Raw genomic sequence first — 23,728 nt, forward strand, 5'->3', positions numbered from 1 at the left:
GTATGCTCTCCCCCTTTACTCTGAATATTTTCCAATAATTAAACTTGAGTGAATACCAGAAAAACCACTACTAATCTTCAAAACATACTCCACAGGATATTGAAGTTTTGTATTCCCTACTACCCATAAATCTATCGCTGGGTCTTTTTCTACTAGGTTAATAGTTGGTGGGATAATCCCTTCTTGAATACTTTTTATACTACTAACAATCTCTATACTGTTAGATGCAGCCAAAGGATGGCCAATTTGGGATTTGACAGAAGTAACAGGTATTTGTTCAGTTCTATCTTCAAAAATTGAAAATAGGGCTTGGTTTTCGGCACGATCATTTTGAGGCGTAGATGAGCCATGCATGTTAACAAAGTTAATTGCTTCCTTGGGTATTCCTGAATCCTCTAATGCAAGTTCTATTGAATTCGCAATTGAAATTCCATCTTGAGGAATATCAGTCATATGTTGTGCGTTATTACAGCTACCAAATCCAAATACTTCTGCTAAAATTGTAGCACCCCTTTTCTTAGCGTGAGTTAAAGACTCCACAACTAGGATTCCACATCCCTCTGCTAGCACAAAACCATCACGGTCTTTATCAAATGGCCTAGAAGCTCTTTCTGGGCAATCATTCTTTTTTCGAGAAGTCGCTTTAATTTTATTAAACGCTGCAACAGGCAGAGGAGTGATTGGTGCTTCCGTAGCACCAGTCAGAGCTACATCAATTTCTCCTGATCGAATTGCTTCTAGTGCATAGCCAAGTGCATCAATGCCCCCTGTACACCCTGTAGTAATAACTGCGTTTCCCCCGGAAAAATTATATTTTTCAGCCAATGTTCTGCTAATTGTATTAAATTGGAACCAATCATAGACTGGATCATTTGAATTAGAAGTTAAAGGCAGGCTTGTCTCACCTGATTTAGTACCTTTTCTAAAAGTCTGTTCCATATTACCTATGCCACCAATAGCATTGGCTATATAAACTCCCCTTTTATCTGGATTATTTTCCTTAGAATAATCCAATCCAGACATGGCTATCGCTTCTTTAGTGGCCGCTAAAGCAAAGAGGACACTTCTGTCATATTTTTCAATCTCTTCTTGTTTCAATCCAACACTTTCTGGTTTAAAGCAATCAGCAATGCCTGCAATTGCACTTAGATTACAAGGTATTTCAAAGTCCGTTATTTCTCTAACCCCAGACATCCCTCGTATATGGTTATACCAGAACCTCTCCAAATTTTCCCCGATAGGTGTTACAACTGACATTCCAGTTACTACTACCCGTTCTCTTTTCATTTCCATGTAGCACTCCTTCACTTACTTATTCCATATTAGCGACAACGCGAGCCCAACCTGCTCCGCAATTTTTCACCTTGATTGGGAAACAAGATACTTTAAACCCGAATGGAACTGGTACTTTATCTAAATTACATAACCGTTCTATCTGACAATATTCTTTTTGTCTACCATAAACATGAGCTGGCCATAATACTTCGGTAGAGTTAGTCCGTTCAAATTCATCTAACATTTTATGAAATGGAGGATCAAAACCAAAGCTATCAATTCCTATTATTTTAACCCCTTGTTTAACTATCCAGTTTGTTGCTTCTTTTGTTACTCCTCTAAAGTCAGTGAAATATTCTTTTGTTCCCCAAAGCTTATCAGCTCCAGTATTAATGAAGACAATATCCCCTGGTTTAATTGTATATCCCACTTTATATAAATAATCTACAATTTCTTGTTTAGTAACTGGTCCATCACTTTTACTTTTGGCGTCGATTATTAGACCGTCCCCGTAACACCATTCAAGCGGGACTTCTTCAATAGTCTTAGCTCTTGCTCCTTCGCACAGTGGACCATAATGTGATGGGGCATCAAGATGAGTTCCCGAGTGGCTTGTAATTTTTATGCGCTCATGGGATAGTGCCATACCATCAGGGAAATCTTCTTTTTTTAAGTTTTTATCAGCTCCAAGAATTTCTGCACCTTGTTCATGAGAAATATATTCTATCTCAACTGGTTCTGGTTCACTTGTAGATGTTTCAATTGTCAAGCTAAGGTCGATTATCTTCAATTTCAAGCACCTCTAAACTGCTCCCTTTCTATTAAAGAAAAGGAGCACTAAATTATATTTAATTCATTGCTTTGGCAAATGAGTTTAAAATTTTGTTTATTCGCTCCTCAAGTTTTTCTCTATAGTCAGTAACACGCTTTTTATACTCAACTAATTCTTCATCTGGTCCTCTTTTAAGCGTAAAACCCCGTTTTGCTTCTACGGTTGTTTTATCAGTACCATCATGTCCTGACAGTAACCAAGCACCCACATGATAGTTCAATAAACGAGGAGGCTCTGGGCTAAAGAAATGAATCCCCTCGTCCTCTGCGTACCGAATAGTTCTAACATTTTCTTTGGCGCCATCTCTCCATACAGTCATAGCAAATTCTTGATGGACTTGATCATCATAAATGACGGTCACATTATCAATTTTATTCCAATATGAATTCCACTTTTTTATATCCCAAAAAATTTCAAATAAACTGTGCTTATTTTCATTTAGCTCAATAGATAGGGTAATTTCCTGATAAAGTTCCAGATAATTTTTAAAGCAGGTAAGGTTTTGGTTTAGAAATCTCTTAAGATTTTTTGTAAATCTAATTTCAGCTAAATGAAGTTCTTCATCTGTCATATTTTCATTAACCAACTCAACCGTTCTTGTAGCTGTTACCTCTGTAGTACTCCCTTTGTTTATAAACTTCCATTCTCCTACCATACTTTTAACTCCCGGAGGGGGGATTGGTTGAGTTAATTCTATACTTTCATATTTTTTGCAAATCCTTTTGGAATGAACAGTTTCAGGACCAGTTGGCCTTGAAACTGTCATTAAAAACTCTTGATAGACCCCATCATCTTCAATTTCATTAATTTCCAACACGTCTGGAAGAACTTTTTTCCATTTATGAATATCAGCATAAGCACCATATACTTCTTCAATTGGCGCATTAATAATAATCGTTTGCTGAATAATCATGATGAAACAACTTCTTTTGAAAATATGTTTTTCCACAAACGTAAAGAGGCTTGTGCATGTTCAAATAGTTTATCTTCGATTGCTCTTGGTAAGTTCTCTAAAGTAATGTTAGGGAAAAACTCTTTTGCACCTTCTTCAGAGATGTTCCAATTGTGTACTAATGTACCTTCGGTCATACCATTTTCGAGTTGTTTTAACACCCAGCAACCCCCGTGGTGTTTTAAATACTTTGGTGGAACGGGCTGAAAAAACTCAATAACATTTTCTCGCAACCTCCGAATGGAACGAACTTTGACTGGGTTTCCATCTGTGTCAACCGTCATATAAAATTCTTGGTTTGCACCATCATCATATAAAACCTCAATCTTTTTAATATGAGGAAGCAATTCCTCCCAGTGTTCCAACTTCCAAAGTGCATCTAAAAAATCACTAGCTGAAGTTGGTAATACTACAGTGTCAGTGCGCCGATAATTGAAAGGGGACTTTTTTTGTTCTATTAAACTCAAAACTTCTTGCACAGTAGAGTCACGCGTAATTTCCCCGTCTTTTAAATAGACATTATGTTGTTCTTCAATTTCACATGTAAGTTCAACAATTTCTTGAGAATCCATTTCTAATTCTTCACCAAGTGTTTGCCCTAACTGAATATCTTCAATTCCAATTCCCATTCCTTCTAATAAACTTTTAAAAATTTTAATATTCATATTAATTCTCCTTTTATAATTTGATTATTCCGAAAACTATTAAGCTAGCTCAGTCTCTTTGCTTTTAACTGGGTCATGGTCGGCTAATAAATGACAACCGGCTAAACCTGAAATAAGAAAGATAAAATCCTCTCTATCTGTTAATTTCCTCCATGGGTCCACAAGAGTTTGAGCCTTTTTAAAATAAGATGTTCTATCAAGACTAGCATCATAAAAATAATGTACGAAGGAAATGACTTTTTCTAAGAATGTCTTATACGCTGCTTCGTAGCGATATAAATATTCATTCTCGTTTAAGGGATCATCTAGAGCTGAATTAATAAGCTTTGCTGATAAACTTCCAGCATTCATAGCAAGGAAAACACCAGAGGAGAATAGTGGATCAATAAATCCAGCAGCATCTCCTGCTAGTACATAACCAGGTCCATAAAACTGTTTTGAAACATATGACCAATCTTTTGCAGTTCGAACGGAATCTACTTGCCTAGCATTTTTAATACGGCGTTTAGTTTCTATACTATTAGATAATACCTCTCTAAATTTTTGTTCAAGGTTGAGATTACCTTTTTCTTTTGTCCAGTTTCCATTAGATACCCAACCTATGCTAGTCTTTCCATTTGCTAATGGTATAACCCATATCCATCCATCCGTTGTATTTTCAGTTAATATGTTTCCAGCTGCGCGATGTTCATATTGCTCAACATCTTCAAAATAACTCCAAACTGCTATGTTTTTTAATTTTTCATCGTATTCTATTAACTTGTTTTTTCTTGCCAATAATGTAGCTTGTCCAGAAGCATCAATTATATATTTGGCATGAACGATGTATTCTTCTCCATTTGGTTTTCTGTAACGTACCCCTGTGCATCGTCCATCTATTTCAATAAATTCAATAACCTGATGTCCTTCTAAAACTGTTGCACCTTTTTCTCTGGCGTTATTTAAAAGAATTTGATCAAATTTACTTCTCTCTACTTGAAAAGCATAATCATATTCCCCCCCATCTGGACCAGTTTCTCCAAAGTAAATATGCCAAGGGTCAATTGTATTTCCCCATAATAGAGTGACACCATATTTTTGAATAAAATCATCTCTTTTTACCTTATCGTAAATTTCAAGCTCTTTAAGAATTGGAATTATACCTGTCACAAGAGACTCACCAATCTTATATCTTGGAAATACCTCTTTTTCTATCACCAAAACATCTTTTCCATTCTTAGCCAATAGCGCAGATGCTGTAGCTCCTGCTGGCCCTCCACCAACTACGATTACGTCATAATATAACTTATTCATTGAAACTCACCTTTTTCTGCAAAAATTAGGTTACTTGGACCAGTAATATGCTGTAACGATACATTCAGAAATTTAGATCCGTTCAGTAAATTACTATACTCATCTATTGTATAGGCATGTCCTGTACCAACTAAAAACGCTTCTACACCAAATAACAAAGGAAAAATATTTCTTGAATTTCTGTCTTCTACTATGAATTCATTAATAATTAGCTTTCCGCCTTTTTTTAAAGCCAGATAGCATTTCTCTAATAGCTTTTTATTTTCTATTTCACTGAACCCATGTAATATATGACTAAGTATTAAAAAATCATATTGCTCTATTCCATAATCAACTTCGAAAATATCGCCACTTACATATTGAATCTGCCTGTCCACATTCATACGCCTTGCCTGTTCCTCAGCAATACTCAATACGTTCTTTCTATCAATTCCGACAACATTTGCATTTGCATTATGGACAGCGATCAATTGTCCATATATTCCGGATCCACATCCAACATCTAAGATATTAAATGGAGTAGTAATATTGTCTAAATGTAAGAGTCTTCTTATTTCTTCTACTACAGGTCTAGAAATTGAATTTAAATAAGGGACAACAACTTCCCATACTTTATTCATTTCATTACCAAATAGTTTATTAGCAGGATTGCCACTAACAATTGACTCACCTAATTTTGACCAAACAGGGAAATTTAGATCTTTATGAACCTTCCAAATCCCTCCAATATAATGTTCGCTATCAGTCCTAAGGTAAGCACTAAATTCATTTGATACATAATAGTACTTATCATCACATGTTAAAATTTCTAATCCTACTAATGCATCTAACAGCACTTTTAAGCCAGTGGCATTATACTCACTAGATTTTACAATTGAAGTGATATCTGCCTTTCCCTCTTCGAAAAAGTCGAAAATTCTCAACTCTAAAGCAGCTACATATACACCAGCTTCTTGTAATCCCCAAGAAATTTTAAATAGTTTGTTTAATTCTTTATTTTTGTTATAATAATCTTGTATATTGTTTTTTTTATTGTTGGGGATAGTGTAATCATATCCATTTACCATTCATTATCTCCTTATTTTTTGACTTAAATGAGAGTTCGACATTTTATTTTTTTAACCACCTCCTTAAAAGTTTTCCGTTTTATTTAAACAGACTCCTTGCTCTCAAATAATGAGCCCAGTATCCCACCATACTCTTATATTTTTTAGAGATTTCTGTAAGGCATAAATCTCCATAAAGAGATTTGACTTCCTTTTGTAGCATTTTTTCACCAACTGGTAATTTTTCCATCCTCCCTATGCCTCGAAGCATTATAAAGGATGACGACCATTCTCCAATGCCATTTATCTTTTGAAGCCACTCATTAACTTTTTCATAATCTGAATAAATTAGAAACTCGTCTTCTATATCTGCAAAAGCATTTGCAGCAGATAGTAAATAATTGGTTTTACGAGAATTTCCAAGAAGTGATTGAACTTTATCCTCAGATGAATTTAGTATATGAAGTGGCTCAGGAAATGAAGTATATTCTTGTTGCTTAACTCTTATAGATTTTCCATAAGTTTTTGCTAATTGATTCATCAAATATTTTGCTTTCCTTTGAGGGGTTCTTTGAGATAGAATAGCCCAACACGCATTTTCAAATGGCGTTAAAAACTTTACTTGATGATACCCATATAGGTTCTCAATAATTGGATAAAAGGCAGAGTCGTTCTTTGCATCCTTATAAAATTGGTCTAATTCATCTTCTAAGCTAAGGTAGAGCTTGATTCTGTTAATAACTTTCTCTTCAAGTTTTTCCGAGATTTCTGAATCTGAATATAACTTATAATTAACTTGAGGAGTTGCGATGTCTCCTTTACCAACTAAGTTAAATAATACAATTTGATCATCTATACTGGTTGCTTTAATAAGTGAACGACTATTAACAGACTTTTCTTCTTTTGAAGGAGGGAATCGATTAATAAACGTTAAGGACTTTTCAAAATCGTAAGGCGCTTTTGGATAAAGTACCCCTTCTTTTTTATTTACCAAATTAACTACCTCCTTCTTGACCAATATAATAATTTTATTACGTAGGTAGAGACGCCTCCCTACCTACAAATTTTTTAACAACTACAGTTAGTAGTTTTCTCCGTACTTAGTGGTTCTTGAGGGAAATTCATTTTTTCCCAAGCCGCAATCCCTCCTGTTAGTTCTTGAACATCTTCAAAACCATTCTCCAATAATTTCACTGCTACTTTTGATGCTGTATTACACCATACATCCCAACAATAAACCACTACCTTTTTGTCTTTAGGAATCTCATTCAAACGGCTTTCGATTTCAACTTGCGGAATGACGACTGCTCCGTCAATTTTATTTTTCCTTGCTTCAACGGGACCGTTGCGAACATCTATTAAAACAGAATCTTCAGGAAATTTCTTTTTCATTTGTATATAATCCATAGGGCTTAGAGTTGCTTCAATTCGAGATTTAAAATAATCTAATCTATTCATTTTTATTCCTCCATTTAATTAATTTAAATAAAACTAGTGATACCTTTTCTCATTTTACTTAAGAGTTCAAAAAAAGTTTTACGTTCCTCTGGTGATAAAGAACTAACTAGTCCAGCTGTTTTATTATAATGATTAGGTAGCATACCTTCTAAAACTCCTAGTCCTTCTTTAGTTAAAAAAACAGCTTGCTTTCTGCGATCATCAGGGTGAATCGAACGTTTTACAAAGCCATCTTTTGATAATCCATCAATAAGACCAGTTATAGTAGCTTTGGTTACATTAGCACTTTTCGCTAATTCTGAAGGGGTAATTGGACTCTCAAATTCACGATATAGTAGCATCATTAAAGTGAACTTCCCTTCAGAAAGACCGTAGTGTGAAAAATGTTTTCCATAGGCAGCGTTTACTTCTTTGGCGGTTTTTAAAAAATTTAATGTTAATAGCACGCCCTCTACATCTACATTCGGAAATTTTTCAGAATAGCTAGATAATATCTCAGGTGTGGGTAGGTCTTTTAGATTAAAATCTAGATACAGTTGTTCCACCTCCTTTTTAGTATGCCACCTTATTATAAGGCGGCTAACTAAAAAAGTAAACACAATTAGAAAAAAATGTATTTTTTAACACCTAGTATTATATTCTAATTTCCAAATATATATATATAAGTTCATAAAGTATGCACAAGTTTTTACATATATTCAAATAATTGTATTTTTTTGTCGTTATCTTGTATTATAGATTAATTTATTTTTTTATGAACTCTTATATACAAAAATGAGCCAAAAGTACCCCTTTTTATATATGCAAAACAAAACTAATTAAATACATATTCTACCAAATAATTACGAAATCAAGGCGTTAAGTATGTGTTTTTTGTATAAAATTAACATTTATTTAAAATATTTTACTTTTAATATCAAAATTTTATATTAATTAGCTTAATTACATTTAGTTCCTAACAACCTTAGCAAAAAGTTAGAGAAAACTTCTCCCATTATCTTAAATGTACTACTGACATTTTTACAAAAATAAGCACTAAACCCCATTCTTATCGTGGTTTAGTGCTTATTTTTCTATAATAGCATATATCCAACTTTGGAAAGGGTCTACTACTTTGTTTTTTGCTAACTAAGAGCTATCCCCTACTCCTCAATATAAGGCTGTTCCCTCAAATGCCCCGTCTGCTCAACCAACACATAATAAAACTCACCATACTCCACCCAGCGCATCGGAAACTTCATCGTGATAACATTCTCTTTGTTATAAACACTAATCTGTTTCTTATCATACGTTACCTTCTTAATTTCCTGAAGAGGAATGCTCTCTTTCTTCTCACCCTTCACCTTCATTAATTTCCTGCCCACAATGACGACAGCACTCCGCTTTTTCTTCCATAGTTCATAGACGGTAAGAATCCCTCCAAGGAGAGTGAAGCCAACGGAGATGTAAATCTCGGTTTCGGTGATGCCGTTAATGAAGACCCTGATCCAGTGTGAAATCAGGATGGCATAGAAGAACCACAGACCTTTGGAGAGGCTTGGTGAGCTCTCGTAGTAGACGGTCTCTTCATTTTCACGTGCGTATTCTTCCCGTTTTTTCAAGAAGAGCTGTTTGTGCTCTTCGACGGTTCTGTTCTGTATTGGTTCGAGGTCGGTGTGGGTGCCTTCCCACATGTGCGCACTGTCATCCTCCTCCTCAAGGCCATATCCTCCCACCCATGCAGCGAGTACCTCGTCCCCATGGGAGAAGCTCATCAGATAATAGCGCAGCGGCTGACCGTATGAGTTCACGGTGTCGACGGAATCGACGACCTCGATGTTTTCCGGAAAGATATTGAGATCCTCTCCTTCTTCATCCTGCAAATGGACCAGATGGTTAAAGAGATGTGCCTTTGCAAGCACCGGCTGCTTTGGACTGACAGGGAAGAGATGCTCTTTATTATGTTCCGCGAGCCCCCAGTACATCAACTCGGCACTTTCGACATGATTGGAAAGCGATCGGAGCATGTCCGGTTGAACCGGGATATTCTTATTCATCGCGACCACTACCGCATTCGTGCAGATGCGTGGATCCTTGAACGAAACGGCCTCCTTCAGAAAACCCTCTGCCTCCTCGGAGTAATAGAAGTTCATCAACCCGATCAACACATTGATACGGTACCTCAGCCGGAAGTACGACTCTTTCCACGATTGATACGCATAGTTGGACCGATATTCCTTGTCATAATTCAGATACTCGTCCCGAAGCTTCGCATAATCAGCCAACAGCACCGGAAGCACCTTCGCCCTCTTGTACCCTGCCTCCACTCCCGACTCAATGATCGCCGTGATGAAGTCATAATACATATATTTATAATAAGGGGATTCCAACTGATCGATCGTCTTATCCACAATCGCCCTCAACATCACCGGAAACTCACACAGCTCCTCCACCGGCAGCACGACTTCCTCATGTGTAACCAACTGCACCGTCTTGTCATGAATCTCCTGAAAGATCCCCTCATCCTTCGTCAGCAGCAAACACTCAAGAGCCCGCACCTTCGCATCCGGATCAAACCCATCAAAGCGCAGCAGAATCTCATCAATAATCTCAGGCATCGGATAGTCACACACAAACTCTACCAACCCAAGGGAAGGATTATCCCACACATCCACCCGCTCAGGAAACGTTGAAGCCGCCTCCTTCACCATATCCTTCAACATCTCCACCCGGATCTTCAGATCATCATGCCCCTTCAACTCATACAACGTTCCAAGCGCCTCATACCGCGTCCCCGGATCCGTGCTGTGCAGCTGTTTTACCAAACTTCTCATTTTTATCTCGTTCATAGGTTCCCCTTCTTAGTAAGAAAATTGATTATTTCTTTGTTATTTTATTATGGGGGAGGTGGGAGTACATGTGTCTTTTGGCATAGGTAAATAAAAATATTTTACAGTTGAGTAAAAAAGAAAGGGGCAAGGGGATTTTAATAGAATAGTCTAGTAATAACCTCCACATTTTGATATCTGCTGTTTCCCTGACAGATCATTTTTTCAACAAAAAGGAGAGAAATAAAAATGAACTTCTTACTTTGGACAGCTGTTAGTTTCTTTATCATCGGTTTTCGTGTACTTGCTTTATTGAAAAGAAAAGGAAATCATAAAACGGAACCAACGATTTGGTTTATACTGGGAACGACGGCATGGGGTGTAACGAGCATCATGCTTTTTGCTTGGTGGTTTACGACAATCTAGAAAGGTGTGTCTGAAATGAAATACATAATCGGCATGTATGTGGTGATGGCCATGATGGTATGTGTGACGTTTATCAGTGGATATCTATTAAATGGAGAGTATTGGGCGATTGCGAGCTGGCTGATTACCGCTTTGTTTTTCTTTGGTACTTTATTTTACATTAATGCTAGATACATATTTTCGAAGAATAAGGGTGAAAGCTAAGAGGAAGCACGGGAAACGTCCCGGTGCTTCTTCTTCCATAGGTCACTATTCCAACCCCTATGAATACATATGAAGGGGAGGAGGAATGACCAGAATGATTCTTAAGATGATCGATTTGAGTTTAATGGCTGAACACCTGCCCGTTCATAAAGCAGAATTGGATAAGTTAGCCTCGTATATATGTACCCTTCAAAACTCAGAAATCAAGCAGGCCGCCACGGAACAGTACATGATGATGCAAAACCATGTGAAAGTCATGATTGCTCTTATGGATCCTGTTCAAAATGAAACGATTAGTATTGAGGATCTCCATAAATGGGAACCTGTTTCATTTAACTGCCAACAAAACAGTATAGGCATGAGTCAGGAGAATATCCTAAAAGAACTGGCCACTAGTGCCAAATCGATGGCGAACAATAATTTCAACTCTGCGTTACGAATGAAAGCTGAAAATGTCCGCACTATTCATACTCATATGGCCCTGCAACAAATGACCATGCTTAACCGTTACAATGCCCTATTGAATAAATTCACGAAAGATACAGTTCCTGCAAGTTCGCGAAAAGAGCAGAAAGAAACGATGGAGACATTTCAAAAGATGTTTAACCTTTGAAGGAAGCACGGGGACGGTTCCCGTGCTTCTTTAAAAGGTCGCCGTATTCGACTGATCCGCCTTCACACAATCAATCGCAATCACAAGCGCCAGGATCACGGTCTCCATCTCTTCCTCCATGATCTGTACCCTGTAGCTGTCGCCCCAACTGAACCATTCCTTCCCCACTTCGCCTACGACTCTTCCCTTGTGCAACACGTGAAAGTTCATATCCATCCAGTTTCCCTCTACTTCAATGCCTGCAGCATCAATGGAATACTTGGCTTTTAGGAAGGACAATTCCTTCTTGATCGTCACGACCTCTTCACCATTCACTTCAACAAAGAACGTCGGCAGAAAGCTCAGTACCTTCTTGGTGATCAGGGCGACTTCTTCCCTGTCCTGATTCATGATGGAGAATGTCTTCGGTACTTTCATAAAGCTTCCCTCGACAGAATAGGCGTCCTTCTCGTCCTGGTCCTTTACCGTAAATTTCTCGCTGAGACTGAACACTTTTTGTTTAATGTATAGCTGTTTCATCCTATTCCCCTCCATTTTACTTCTTTCCTTTATATACGAATGAGACGGGGTGAAGTTCCAAGTTTTCACTGTTGCACATAAAAAAAGCCATCCCTTCACGAAAGGAATGGCTCTTACTCTCTTTATCTCTCACACGCCCAGCCGTTTTTATCCCGATCATGTTTCGATGCATATGCAGGATGATCGGAAGGGACTCCATCCGGATAGACTTTTCTCAGTTCGGTACAATTTTGATAGAATTCTTGTTGCGGGGCAGCTGCCGGTTCTTCTGTTGTGGCAGTGCTCGTGCTGGAACTGGATTTCGGTGTGGATGCTGTCGTTGCTTTCTTTTCTTTATTAGAATCCAGATCCCCTTTGGTCGTGCCATTTTCACCGTAAGCCCACAGGCCTGTTTCTTTCTCCCTTGCTTCCCGGGCAAATTTCACGAAGTACTCGCTGTATTTGACATCCGGGTTGTAGGTGGACGGCTCTGCATATCCGTTTAACACGAGGTCTGCATTAAACATCTTTGTCCGGATTTCTTCTTCGTCCATGTCATCCTTAGGAATTTCAAGCCAGATCAGGCGAAGTGAACGATTATAGCGGTCCGTTTCGGACACATCTTTTTGGAGCCAGACCGTTTTGCCTTCCAGCTTTTCGGTTGTGTAATTACTTGCCTCTTTTCCGTATTCTTCTGTTCTGGTTGTGGACTCGGGGGTGTTAATTCCGATCAATCGTACTTTTCTTCCATCCTTTAATTCGACTGTATCTCCGTCTACCACTCGGGTAACCAGTACTTCTTCCAGTCCGGAAGTGTAGGCAAGTTCCTGCTGCTCTTGCTCAACTTCCACTTTCTTTTCTTCATCTGCCTTCGCTTGTTGATCGGCTTCTTTCTCAGCCTTTTCAGTAGCTGCTGTATCCACTTGATCTGATGGAGCTGAACAGCCCCCGATCATGACACCTAGAATTCCAATCGTGATCAGCCCGCTTGAAAACGCCCTTCTGCCTTTTCTCTTTTGAACAGTTTGGTATAAACCAAACACCACGATCAATAGTCCAACCCATGCTGCAGGCGTTATCATTGCCATGAACAAGGTGAAAACGATGGCAATGGCAGCTAAGGTCATAGGTAATCCCTTCATTTCAGCACCTCATCATATTTTTTCATTAAATTCGTCAATCCATTCTGAATGACCGCACCATTTTCAACAGATTTGTATGTTAATTGTATTATAAAAATCGCTTATTTATCAGATAATATTGCCATTTAGTAAAATTAATTTCTCCTAGTTGAAAAAGGTTTTTTTGCCCAGCATAAAAATATCCTAATGAAACATGTGAACCATTCCGCTACTTCCTATTAATAAAAAAGCACGGGGTACGCCCCATGCTTCCTCTCCTATCTTGTTTATTCAGTCGAACTGTTTCCTGAAAGTTATCAATCTTTTACCGTTTCTATTAAATCCCTGTCGCTTATTCACACCTATGATTATTTTAGTTGTCTTTTCGAAGCAAGAATGGCAATGCTGACAGAAAGCACAAATATCCCCAAATAGTTTATTGCAATTGGAACAACCGGTTCCTCCATAAGCATCCCCGCCATACCCAAACCTGAAAATACCACGAGTAATAAACACAAAATCCGGATCGTCCTCATACTCATCCTCCTTTACCTCAAAGAGTTAGACTTCTTCTCGTTTACTAAACAAAGAAACGAAAGCAAGCCCAATGAATGAAGAGGCTAGAATTTTAGTAAACTGCGAGTACTCACCAAAAATTCCACCTATTCCAAACCCGATCATCGCCATTACTATATAGGCTAGAAAGTGGATCATGTTCGATTTCTTTATGTTCATAAGATGTATCGGTAACTCCACGATGAAAATAATCCCAAGTAAAATCAGTAGGGTTATGAAAATGTCCACCACTTTATTGCTCCCCCTTGTTTTCCAACACTCTCTCAATCATCAACCCCATAAACGAAGAAACCTCATCCTCACCCATCTCTCCGCAAATCCAATCAAACTCACTTTCCAATAAACTCGCAATCTTCCTCGCTGCATCCCCATGACGGGACGGCGTCATCTCCTCATAAATCTCCACCACTCGATCTTGCAAGTCCTGTGGCAAATCCCTGTGAATCGTCTTCAATCCAAGAACCGCCCGCTCTTTTGCGTATCTCGCTAGCAAAATGGTTGTCACATTCCTCATACAATGACGAAGCATTTCCACCGCCCACGTATCATTCCCTCTCGCCGCTGCCTTCCCATGCTGAAACAGGAACCATGCCGCATCCAGCAAGTTTTCGATGAATTGTTCCTTTGATAGTTCGAGATTTTGAGTAGATTGATATTTCCCCATCAGATCGTCCGGATCATATAACACCGTAAAGAAATCCTTCTCCTGAAACGTCTTCTCCGTTACCGTGAACAGATCGATATGCAGCCAGTCTTCATAAATGGCAATGATCTGCGGTGCGATGATGAAGATGTCATCGTAGAAGATAAGGTCCTTATACGCCTTCAGATGATCTAGGCGACGGGTCAGGAATTCGTTCTCCTCCCCTTCTGCAACCAGGCAGTACAGGTCGACATCCGAGTGTTCATCGTGTTCCTTCCGCCCCATGGATCCTTTCAGGAATACGCTCCGGACGCTGTGATCTTTTTTCAGACTCTCCAATACCTTCTCAACCGCTATTTCTTGTCTCATGCCCATGTCCCCCTATGTAAAAAATGGATATTACGCCATTGTACCAATTTTGGCATAAAAAAACAGCCATTCCGTTGAAGAATAACTGTTTATTTATGATTACCTATGCTTCAATCGATATAAAAAAGAAGCTGGGGGACAGTTCTGCTGCTTCCACCAAAGAAAAAAGAAATACGGGAACCGCCCAGTACCTCATTTTTCCAGATCCATCCACTCCCCAAGTGTCATCATCTCAAACGCTTCTTCATGATCCAATCGCAAGGGAGCGATGAATTCAAGGGAATTTCCGTCGGGGTCATCAAAATACAGACAAGCGTGTGCCTGGGGATTGTTTGGTAAAACGATTGGCTGCCGTTCCGGTGAAAATCCGAACGCTTCCCGCACCTCGACTCCTCTCTCTTTTAACCATGCCTTCGCCTCTATCATATCCTCCGGTTCAACATGAAAGGCGATATGCCGGATGGAAGCATGATACGGAATATTCACTTGATCCGCCTCCCACAACCCAAGCCAACTCTTCCCTTTCTCAATCCAGACAAAGGAAACCTTCTCACTCTCATACGCCAGTTCCAAACCGAGCTTCTGATAGAAAACGATGGACTGCTTCATATCACATACAGGTAAATGTGCTTCATATAATCCTTTAATCATGATGGTACCTCCTTTTTTCTCCATCTTAGTACTCTTCAAAGAAAAATGGCTCCGGTATTCGTTCTAATTTTCTTTAAGACTTTTGATTGAAAAAGTAATGCGGAAGCATGCTTCCACCTAATAGAAAAAAGAAGCAAGGGACCCCCCCTGCCTCCTTTACTCATTACTTCAAACTCTCCGATAACTCCGTAAATATTACCCCAAGAGCATACGCACCGGCATCAGGATGCCCGAGACTACGTTCCCCTACCGTACCCGCACGTCCCATACGGGCAACAATATCCTTGGTTTTCTCGGCTCCTTCTACAGCTGCCTCCGCTCCTTTTTGGAAGGCGGTCTTGAAGTCATCTCCGTCTGCGGCACTTCGGGACCAGGAATCGGCACATGGAACGAGGGCATCCACGAGGGTTTTGTCGCCAACCTCTGCTCCCCTTCCGAAGGATCGTTCGCCAGTATCCTGGATTCCTTTCACAGCGGCCTGCAGCATATCCGCGAATTCTTCCACGGTCAGCTCTTTTCGATCCTGCGCCGCTTTCCCTGCTGCCCTGAAAGCAGATCCCCATATCGGACCAGATGCACCGCCGCAGTACTCCATGATGACCATGGAGCTTGCATCCAGGAAGCTGCCAATGGTGAGATTCTCTTGACCCAGGATGTCCTTCCACTCCCTCTTCAATTGCTTGAAGCCCTTCGAGACGCTCATTCCGAAATCCCCATCTCCTGCATGGGAATCCAATTCACAGAATGGTTTCTCATTTTTAATGATGGTGTCGCTCATTTTATCCACCAGGTAGATGATGTTTTCAAGTGTTGCTCTATCCTTTTTAATCACAGCGTGTTCTTCCGGTGTTTCCACTTCGAAGGATACGGGTTTCGGTTCCTCACCCTCCTCGAGGTCGATGTACTCCACACCAGGGACAGGTCCGTCCACTCGGAATGCAGGTGCTGTACTTTCCTTTGACAGTAGGGTTTTCAACTCTTCTTCCAGCTTCATCACGGTCAGGGAGACACCGGCCATATCAATGCTGGTCATGAAGTTGCCGACAAAGGCACGGTTAATTGAAATCTTCTTTTCTGCTAAGATTCTGGTAACGGCATTGTTGAAAAGATAGAGTTCTTGTAGTGGCGTGCCACCAAACCCATTTACAAGAATCGCAACTTCAGAGGAATCTTCCATTTTGAGATCCTTCAGAAGATCGTTGACCATACGCTCTGCCAATTCATCAGCAGAAGCCATTTTTTCCCGTCTTGTTCCCGGCTCTCCGTGGATCCCGACACCATATTCAATCTCATCGTCAGCCAGTTCGAACGTCGGAGATCCACTGGCCGGGACTGTACATGAAGTCAGTGCAAAGCCAATGCTACGGACATTTTCAGCGGCCTTCTCCGCCACGGCTTTGACTTCCTTCAAGCTTCTGCCTTCTTCAGCAGCCGCTCCGGCAATCTTATGTACCAACACGGTCCCCGCAACACCACGTCGCCCCACAGTATAAAGGCTGTCTTCCACGGCAATATCATCATCGACTTTGACATATTCCACCGGGATTCCATCTTCTGACGCCATGTGAGCCGCATTTTTAAAATTCATGATATCCCCGCTGTAATTCTTAATGACGAGCAGGGCTCCCTTTTTACCAGCCGTTGCCTTGATCGCCTGATACACCTGAATCTGCGAAGGCGATGCAAACACATCTCCACACACGGCAGCGTCTAACATCCCTTTTCCTACAAGTCCGGCATGGGCAGGTTCATGTCCGCTTCCTCCGCCGCTGATCAATGTGACCTTATTTTCATTGAGGTCCTTCTTCTTCATGACCTTATACTTTTTCATAAACTCGAGCTCTGGATGAGCCATGGCCATTCCATTGCACATTTCCACGATCAAATCTTCAGGTTTGTTCATGACTTTCTTCATTAGTATTTCCTCCTCCAGTTTAGTGTTTCTTACATGATTTCACTGTCCTCGTTAAAACAAGGCAAATCAACTTATGCACAATTGGCTTTCTCTATTCTATATCCGTTTTTGGGGTGGATGAAAACCTGATGGAAGTATAGGAATGTTTTCTCAAAATAACAAAAAGAAGCAAGGGAACCCGTCCCCGTGCTTCCTTCCAATTAAATCGTACTCGTATCAATCACAAACCGATACTTCACATCAGAACCCAATACCCGTTCATACGCTTCATCGATGTAATCGGCGGAAATCACTTCGATTGAAGGAACGATTCCATGTTCCCCGCAGAAATCGAGCATTTCCTGAGTCTCGCGAATGCCCCCGATCAAGGAACCGGCAAAGGAACGACGGTGACCGATCAATGAGAACACATTGACTTCCAACGGCTCAGCAGGTGCTCCCACATTGACCATCGCCCCATCAAGCGTCAACAGCGATAGATACGCACTGATATCAATCTTGGCACTGACCGTGTTGATGATCAGATCGAACGTGCCGGCAAGTTTCTCAAACGTCTCAGACTCAGTGGTGGCATAATAAGCTTCTGCTCCGAATTCCAATCCATCTTCCTTCTTATTTAAAGTACGGGAAAGGACCGTTACTTCAGCTCCCATGGCATGTGCGATCTTGACTGCCATATGACCAAGTCCACCCATGCCGACAACGGCCACTTTCTTTCCTGGGCCTGCATTCCAATGGTTCAATGGAGAAAATGTCGTAATCCCCGCACATAATAGAGGTGCCGCAGCGTCAAGCTCGATGTTATCAGGGATACGAAGGACGAAATCTTCCTCTACAACGATATGGGTTGAATAACCGCCTTGAGTCAACTCACCATATTTGTCCACACCAGCATAAGTCGGTACGTTTCCTTCCAGGCAGTACTGCTCTTCCCCTGCACGGCAGTTCTTACATTCGCCGCAGGAACCAACCATACATCCGACTCCTACCCGGTCGCCTGCTTTGTACTTCGTTACCTCAGAACCTACTTCGGTGACGATACCAGCAATCTCATGTCCGGGTACAAGTGGATACTTCACTTCTCCCCATTCACCATGTGCCGTATGGATATCGGAATGGCAGATTCCGGCATACTTGATTTCAATCAGAACATCATGCACATCCAGATTGCGCCTCTCGATTTCAGCCTCTCTGAAAGGTTTGTCAGGACCGTCAACAGCTCGTGCTTTAGCAATTACCATGAATAAAAACCTCCTGTAATAGATGCTTTCAAGAGAAAATGAACTCTTGTTACATCCATGGTAAACCCTATAGTGAACTCTAGGTCAAGAGATAACCCTTGCTCGATATGCTCATTTGTTTTGCTTTGACAGAAGGGGATCACCGTGCTACGATTCCCTACAAACATAGAGTTAACTCGACGTCTAGATGACGGAAAAGGAGCGCAAACATGAAGACGTATTCCATTGGTGAAGTGGCAAGAGAACTGAATCTCTCAATCTATACTTTGCGATACTACGACAAGGAAGGTCTCTTGCCTTTTGTTGAACGAACTGAAAATGGCACCAGACGATTTAAAGAATCGGATATCTCCGCCCTGCACATCATCGAGTGCCTGAAATCCACCGGAATGCCGATCAAGGAAATCAAACATTTCATCGACTGGTGTGCAGAAGGCGATGACACCCTGCAGATTCGATACAATATGTTTTTAGAAAGAAAAGCAACTGTGGAAGCAAAGATTAAAGAGCTCCAGCAAACGATGGAGGTTATTAATCATAAATGCAGCTATTATAAGACCGCAGTGGAGGCTGGGACGGAGGACGTTCATAAGAATAAGAAAATCGAGATAAGGCATCCATAAGTTTCAAATGAAGGACGGCACTTTCTCATGCTTCTAAACAATAAAAAAGAAGCATGAGAACCTTCCCTATGCTTCAATTAACATAATCTTCCTGAAGAAACCCATAGACCACACAGTCCTTATACTGATTCTTGGCATTGCGGATCATATGTTTAATGGTCCCTTCCTGTTTCATCCCCACTTTACGCATAATCTTTCCGGAGGCCGGGTTATCCGTATTATGAGCTGCTGATATCTTATGAATGTTCATCGTTCTAAACCCAAATTCAATGACAGCACTCAGTGCCTCGGTTCCATACCCCTTGTTCCACCATTCATAACCGATTGTATATCCCACTTCACAGTTCTCCGTCATAGAATCAAAGTGGAAAAGATCAATCGCTCCAATCAAATCACCACTTGATTTCAGTTCGATTCCCCAATAACAGAACTCTTTCGTATCATACTGACTCACGATCTCCATTACCCTCTTATTAGTTTCCTCTACCGACTTGTGTGCTCCCTTAATCAGATTATCCATCACGCGATCATCGGAAAGCCAATGGTCATAGACACTTTGAGCATCTGAAAGTTCCAGCTTCCTCAGAACTAATCGATCCGTTTCTAACGTTGGTGTACCAGAATAATGAATCATTTCTTCACCTGCTTCATTCCATTCGTATCAATCACTCTTACTCTATTCTTCATCTTACTTAGAAAATCCTTCACTAGGTGCACAGGGACGGTTCTGCTGCTTCCATATTCCCGTATATAGGTGTAAATGGGGGCGCACTTATCGGTTGGGAAATCAGGTTAAGCACTAGACCTGATAAAATAGACGGAAAAATTCCGCTTAATTCATAATGACTATTAAAAAAAGCTGAAATAGACGGAAAGATTCCGCCTATTTCAGCTAAAAACACAAAAATAGGTGATTTTTCTGTACATAAGCGGAAAACCTCCGCTTATGTACTTCCAAAACAAGTTCCATACTGAAAATAACCGGAAAAACTCCGCTTATATTCCTTTTACTGGTTCTTCCATAAAGGAATGGACAATAGTTGTATTCCTATTAAAGAAACTCGCCAAACTTACTAAACCGACAATCATGATACTACAACATCTGTCATTTCGGCACATGGCCTCCCCTTGCTTCACTACTCCTAATGTAATACACCCAAATACTCCTTCCAAGGCCCAACATTTTCCCCATAGCGTTTCGAGAACACCCTCACGATTTGCGACAGATGCGTCAAGTCATGAACCACCCAAGTAGAAATAAGCTCCCTGGCCGTCACTTTACCGAATGCAGGGTGCGATCCCGTTCGATCAAGGGCATTTTCGTAGAGAGCTAACAACTCATTTAATTCGTTGATATTTTCATTTCGGAGAAAAGCAAAATCCTTTAATTTTTCTTTAAGACTTCCTGATGCATTAGCTTCCAGATGCATTAGCTTCCAGATGCGAATGACGGTTAAATTCAGGAAATACCATTCCTTCCCCTTCTTGAAGAATCATCTTTAACCTCGGAATCCAATTCAGTTTCTCCCCTTCAATGAGATGATCGACTACTTGGACCGCATTCCAGGTCTCATCCCCTTCATTGCATACAAGCCACCCTTCTGACAGACCGATCAGGAACGTTTCCAGAGTGACCGGCGTTCTTTCCAATATTTCGATGGCTTCCTCTAGTGTGAAGTTCATCCGCTTCCCTCCTCTTTTTTGATTAGAGCTCTTATCATTCATCATACTGCAATCAAGATCCGGGTGATAGTGTTTCTAAAATAAGAAAGAAGCAAGGGAACCCTCCCCTTGCTCGGCATTCTCTTATTCAAATTCCTTCCCCTTCTTCAACAACTCAATCGTATCCATTCGACAAATCTTCTTAATTCCAAAGAAATACACGAACGCCAGTGTAATCAACAGGATGAAAGTATCCAAAAGGACAATCATTCCGAGAAACGGAAGGCTAACCGGAATCAGCTTAAAGAAATAATTGAATAAGTAGATGATCAGTGTATAAAGGAAGATGTTACGAAACAGGATGGTAAGTAGTCTCGTATAAATGGTGACGACCATCTCATTCTTATAGCCTATCAGTTTAAGAATCGCAATTTCCTTCTTCTGAATTCGAAGGAAATTGATCATCAACAGGATCGCCGTCACGATGGATGCTATCACCAGGAACACACATAGAATAAGGAGGATCATCTGATTGGTACTGATGTTGATTGAGAAGTTTTCAAAGCTGTTAAAGGTATAGCTGGTAAAATAATTTTGTTCTTTTAGCATCTCCCCGACGGTGTCGACATCTTTAATGTCACTCACATACACAATCAGGTTGCTCAATTGAGATTCTTTGATGTATTCTGGGCTGTTCTGAGATTTTTGGTACATGATTTTTGTCAGCTTTTCGGCCTCTTTTTCGTTCACATAGGCCTGGTTGTTTTTGGGAATGGAATGAATGAAGATGGCATTCTCATTGGTCGCCCCTTTTTCCGCTGTCATATCGAGGTCAACGGTTTCAGTGGAGGAGAAGCCACCGTCTTTTTCTTCTATTACAGGGACATTGAGGGCAATCTTGCCATCTTTCTTATCTCCTACACAAATCCGCCCCTCTTTCAAGGTGCATCCTTCACTTACAAGCGATGCCAGTTCCTCATTGATTCCAATCAGGGAATACGCCGTATCCATTGAATCATGATAAATGGTTGGCAGCGTATAAACCGGATAGGCTTTGGCTTTGTCCGCCAGATCCTTCTCGTTCAGCAGTTTGTTGATATCACGTGAATCTTCCAATGATATTTGGGTGGTCGTATCCCCCATGCCTTTCCCCGTCACATGGATGACTTTCACATTATTGTTGTTCGTGAAGTCTTTATTGATCATTTGATACTGATTGGAAATATACGAAACCATGAAATTTAACATACTCAAGGAAATGACCATGATAAGTATGGAAATCGCAAGAAAATGGTGTGTCTTCTTCCTAAGCATTTTCACAACGAATGCAGTGTTCATTGAAATGTCCCTCTTTCTAGTGACAGCGTTGTATCCGCGTAGTCTTTCACAACCGGATCATGTGTCGAGACAATGATTAGTCTCTCCTTGGAGAGTTCCAGAAGCAGAATTAATAGATCTTCTTTGACATCATAATCAATACTTGCAGTCGGTTCATCCAATAAAATGATTTCTGGCGCACTTAACAACGCCCGGGCGATGGATACCCGTTGCTTCTCTCCCCCTGAAAGAAACGAAACCTTTTCATCAACGAGGCCATCAATACTCAACTTTCTGCACGTGGTCATGATGATGTCATCATAATCATTCACAGAATGATCGGTGATGTTGAGCTTAAGGTATAGATTTTCCTTCACCGTGATATTCGTTAGGAGCATATGTTCCTGCATGACATATTCCAGGTTGTTGAACGTCTTATGAATCGATCCACTATCTGGAGTTTCAAATCCGGCAATGATATTCAGCAAAGTAGACTTCCCACTGCCGCTTGCCCCGTAGATCGCGTAGAACCCATTATCACGGAACGTAAAGTCCAGATTTGAAAGAATTTGATGTCGGTAGCTCTTATTGATCTTCTCAAGCGCTAGTATTGGGCTCATTTCTCCAACTCCGTCACGTTGCCTTGGCTGTAGATGGTAAGCTTGGATGAACTCTCATCAAAACCGATAAATTGATTACCGGATTGTAAAAGCTTCTGATCCTTGAAGTCTCTCACTTCAAACTTACCTGTATCATTCACTTCCAGAATATAATCATCAACCGCCCATGCAAATACCGTACCATCCTCTAACTCCTTGATACTCTTATTTCCACAGAAAAATGTCTTGTCTTTTACGTAGCAGACATCTCCTTCATGTGCGCTCAGATTTTGCGACACATCTTCTGCCACCAGCTCAAACGAAGACAAAGAAAGATCGGTGTGATACAGATTCTGCTTTCCATCTTCGCTCAGAAGGACGAAGAACTGATCATTAGAAGAGATGCCCACTCCAAAGATCTTTTTGGTCATGTCGTTATCCTCGGTTTTTAGTTTTTCAAGCTTATGTTTATCCGTCAACTTGAAAAGACCCTTGAACACCTGCTCTTCGCCGGAATATTCCATGACGGCGAGGATGTACGTCTTATCCACCACTGCCACTGGGAATATGGCTTCTTTGTCATTGTCATGTTCATAAACGGGCTCCAGACGATCATTTTCTTTTTTCAAAATAGAAAAATCATTCGTTATGGAGTTGCCGCTTGTCACGTACTGATCATTCCCCGGAAGTCTGTATTGAAACTCGTTTTCCGTTGAATCAATCTTCCCGGTGCTTGTTTTTCCTTTTTCATCATATGTAAGATACTGAACGCCATCATACACAAGCTTGCAATCTTCACCTGAACAGCCAATGGCCTCGGATTTCACTCCAGCCTTCTGATCACACCCACTCATGAATAACAGTAAACTAAATCCTAGAAATAAAAGCATTCTCATGTCATCATCTCCATAAAAAGAAGGAGTTAGCATGTATGGTATGGGG

At 40.5% G+C, this 23,728-nt stretch carries 26 protein-coding genes and 1 pseudogene; 4 read left to right on the forward strand and 23 right to left on the reverse strand.

Annotated elements, in window-relative coordinates; all coding sequences use genetic code 11:
* Positions 1–15: 15 nt before the first annotated feature.
* From KYJ26_RS11780 to KYJ26_RS11825, 10 genes are all read right to left on the reverse strand, one after another.
* A complete protein-coding gene (locus tag KYJ26_RS11780) occupies positions 16–1,293 on the reverse strand; it encodes a beta-ketoacyl-[acyl-carrier-protein] synthase family protein (RefSeq protein WP_219167462.1) in 1,278 nt (425 codons plus the stop codon).
* 19 nt (positions 1,294–1,312) lie between these two features.
* On the reverse strand, positions 1,313–2,065 hold the full coding sequence (locus KYJ26_RS11785) for a cyclase family protein (RefSeq protein WP_219167463.1): 753 nt from the start codon (positions 2,063–2,065) through the stop codon (positions 1,313–1,315).
* Positions 2,066–2,123: 58 nt separating this feature from the next.
* Complete coding sequence (locus KYJ26_RS11790; protein ID WP_219167464.1) at positions 2,124–3,020, reverse strand: SRPBCC family protein; 897 nt, start codon at positions 3,018–3,020, stop codon at positions 2,124–2,126.
* Complete coding sequence (locus KYJ26_RS11795; RefSeq protein ID WP_219167465.1) at positions 3,017–3,724, reverse strand: hypothetical protein; 708 nt, start codon at positions 3,722–3,724, stop codon at positions 3,017–3,019. Before KYJ26_RS11795 ends, KYJ26_RS11790 begins: the two co-directional genes overlap by 4 nt.
* Before the next feature lie 39 nt (positions 3,725–3,763).
* Positions 3,764–5,017: an NAD(P)/FAD-dependent oxidoreductase gene (locus tag KYJ26_RS11800; RefSeq protein ID WP_219167466.1), complete on the reverse strand. Its 1,254-nt coding sequence runs from the start codon at positions 5,015–5,017 to the stop codon at positions 3,764–3,766.
* The gene (locus KYJ26_RS11805) at positions 5,014–6,084 is read right to left on the reverse strand and encodes a methyltransferase (protein WP_219167467.1); all 1,071 of its coding nucleotides are present in this window, start codon (positions 6,082–6,084) and stop codon (positions 5,014–5,016) included. Before KYJ26_RS11805 ends, KYJ26_RS11800 begins: the two co-directional genes overlap by 4 nt.
* A gap of 79 nt (positions 6,085–6,163) precedes the next feature.
* Positions 6,164–7,057, reverse strand: coding sequence for a DNA-3-methyladenine glycosylase family protein (locus tag KYJ26_RS11810; protein ID WP_219167468.1), 894 nt, complete (start codon positions 7,055–7,057; stop codon positions 6,164–6,166).
* Positions 7,058–7,131: 74 nt separating this feature from the next.
* Entirely contained in the window at positions 7,132–7,521 is a 390-nt protein-coding gene (locus KYJ26_RS11815; protein ID WP_219167469.1) for a rhodanese-like domain-containing protein, read from the reverse strand.
* Positions 7,522–7,544: 23 nt separating this feature from the next.
* Positions 7,545–8,066 (reverse strand): MarR family winged helix-turn-helix transcriptional regulator, encoded by a 522-nt coding sequence (locus KYJ26_RS11820; RefSeq protein ID WP_219167470.1) that lies wholly within the window; start codon positions 8,064–8,066, stop codon positions 7,545–7,547.
* Between the two features lie 597 nt (positions 8,067–8,663).
* On the reverse strand, positions 8,664–10,349 hold the full coding sequence (locus KYJ26_RS11825) for a hypothetical protein (RefSeq protein WP_219167471.1): 1,686 nt from the start codon (positions 10,347–10,349) through the stop codon (positions 8,664–8,666).
* A gap of 228 nt (positions 10,350–10,577) precedes the next feature.
* Between KYJ26_RS11825 and KYJ26_RS11830 the strand changes: the two genes are divergently transcribed.
* From KYJ26_RS11830 to KYJ26_RS11840, 3 genes are all read left to right on the forward strand, one after another.
* Entirely contained in the window at positions 10,578–10,754 is a 177-nt protein-coding gene (locus KYJ26_RS11830; RefSeq protein ID WP_219167472.1) for a hypothetical protein, read from the forward strand.
* Positions 10,755–10,769: 15 nt separating this feature from the next.
* Positions 10,770–10,958 carry a hypothetical protein gene (locus tag KYJ26_RS11835; RefSeq protein WP_219167473.1) on the forward strand — a complete coding sequence of 63 codons (189 nt, stop codon included), beginning with the start codon at positions 10,770–10,772 and terminating at the stop codon, positions 10,956–10,958.
* Between the two features lie 85 nt (positions 10,959–11,043).
* Entirely contained in the window at positions 11,044–11,571 is a 528-nt protein-coding gene (locus KYJ26_RS11840) for a hypothetical protein (RefSeq protein ID WP_219167474.1), read from the forward strand.
* A gap of 30 nt (positions 11,572–11,601) precedes the next feature.
* On the opposite strand, the gene KYJ26_RS11845 is transcribed toward KYJ26_RS11840, so the two are convergent.
* From KYJ26_RS11845 to KYJ26_RS11880, 8 genes are all read right to left on the reverse strand, one after another.
* Positions 11,602–12,090 (reverse strand): LURP-one-related/scramblase family protein, encoded by a 489-nt coding sequence (locus tag KYJ26_RS11845; protein ID WP_219167475.1) that lies wholly within the window; start codon positions 12,088–12,090, stop codon positions 11,602–11,604.
* 122 nt (positions 12,091–12,212) lie between these two features.
* The gene (locus tag KYJ26_RS11850) at positions 12,213–13,211 is read right to left on the reverse strand and encodes a thermonuclease family protein (protein WP_257474980.1); all 999 of its coding nucleotides are present in this window, start codon (positions 13,209–13,211) and stop codon (positions 12,213–12,215) included.
* 347 nt (positions 13,212–13,558) lie between these two features.
* The gene (locus KYJ26_RS11855) at positions 13,559–13,726 is read right to left on the reverse strand and encodes a hypothetical protein (RefSeq protein ID WP_219167476.1); all 168 of its coding nucleotides are present in this window, start codon (positions 13,724–13,726) and stop codon (positions 13,559–13,561) included.
* Between the two features lie 25 nt (positions 13,727–13,751).
* Complete coding sequence (locus tag KYJ26_RS11860; protein ID WP_219167477.1) at positions 13,752–13,997, reverse strand: hypothetical protein; 246 nt, start codon at positions 13,995–13,997, stop codon at positions 13,752–13,754.
* A gap of 1 nt (position 13,998) precedes the next feature.
* Positions 13,999–14,778: a nucleotidyltransferase domain-containing protein gene (locus KYJ26_RS11865; RefSeq protein WP_219167478.1), complete on the reverse strand. Its 780-nt coding sequence runs from the start codon at positions 14,776–14,778 to the stop codon at positions 13,999–14,001.
* 192 nt (positions 14,779–14,970) lie between these two features.
* Positions 14,971–15,429 carry a VOC family protein gene (locus tag KYJ26_RS11870; protein ID WP_219167479.1) on the reverse strand — a complete coding sequence of 153 codons (459 nt, stop codon included), beginning with the start codon at positions 15,427–15,429 and terminating at the stop codon, positions 14,971–14,973.
* 163 nt (positions 15,430–15,592) lie between these two features.
* Positions 15,593–17,344, reverse strand: a complete 1,752-nt coding sequence (gene dhaK, locus KYJ26_RS11875) for a dihydroxyacetone kinase subunit DhaK (RefSeq protein ID WP_219167480.1) — start codon at positions 17,342–17,344, stop codon at positions 15,593–15,595.
* Positions 17,345–17,544: 200 nt separating this feature from the next.
* On the reverse strand, positions 17,545–18,585 hold the full coding sequence (locus KYJ26_RS11880) for an NAD(P)-dependent alcohol dehydrogenase (RefSeq protein WP_219167481.1): 1,041 nt from the start codon (positions 18,583–18,585) through the stop codon (positions 17,545–17,547).
* A gap of 209 nt (positions 18,586–18,794) precedes the next feature.
* On the opposite strand from KYJ26_RS11880, the gene KYJ26_RS11885 reads away from it, so the two are divergent.
* Positions 18,795–19,208 carry a MerR family transcriptional regulator gene (locus tag KYJ26_RS11885; protein ID WP_219167482.1) on the forward strand — a complete coding sequence of 138 codons (414 nt, stop codon included), beginning with the start codon at positions 18,795–18,797 and terminating at the stop codon, positions 19,206–19,208.
* Positions 19,209–19,281: 73 nt separating this feature from the next.
* Here KYJ26_RS11885 and KYJ26_RS11890 read toward each other — a convergent pair whose 3' ends face one another.
* The 5 genes and pseudogenes from KYJ26_RS11890 to KYJ26_RS11910 form a co-directional block, all read right to left on the reverse strand.
* Entirely contained in the window at positions 19,282–19,842 is a 561-nt protein-coding gene (locus KYJ26_RS11890) for a GNAT family N-acetyltransferase (protein WP_219167483.1), read from the reverse strand.
* A 508-nt stretch (positions 19,843–20,350) separates the two neighbouring features.
* Positions 20,351–20,891, reverse strand: a pseudogene (locus KYJ26_RS11895) (DinB family protein).
* Positions 20,892–21,014: 123 nt separating this feature from the next.
* Positions 21,015–22,208 (reverse strand): ABC transporter permease family protein, encoded by a 1,194-nt coding sequence (locus KYJ26_RS11900; protein WP_219167484.1) that lies wholly within the window; start codon positions 22,206–22,208, stop codon positions 21,015–21,017.
* On the reverse strand, positions 22,205–22,807 hold the full coding sequence (locus KYJ26_RS11905) for an ABC transporter ATP-binding protein (RefSeq protein WP_219167485.1): 603 nt from the start codon (positions 22,805–22,807) through the stop codon (positions 22,205–22,207). The genes KYJ26_RS11900 and KYJ26_RS11905 overlap by 4 nt, the downstream gene beginning before the upstream one ends.
* Complete coding sequence (locus KYJ26_RS11910) at positions 22,804–23,682, reverse strand: hypothetical protein (protein WP_219167486.1); 879 nt, start codon at positions 23,680–23,682, stop codon at positions 22,804–22,806. The genes KYJ26_RS11905 and KYJ26_RS11910 overlap by 4 nt, the downstream gene beginning before the upstream one ends.
* Positions 23,683–23,728: the final 46 nt, after the last annotated feature.

Origin of the sequence: Rossellomorea orangium (genome assembly GCF_019334305.1) — a bacterium.
Lineage (GTDB): Bacteria > Bacillota > Bacilli > Bacillales > Bacillaceae_B > Rossellomorea.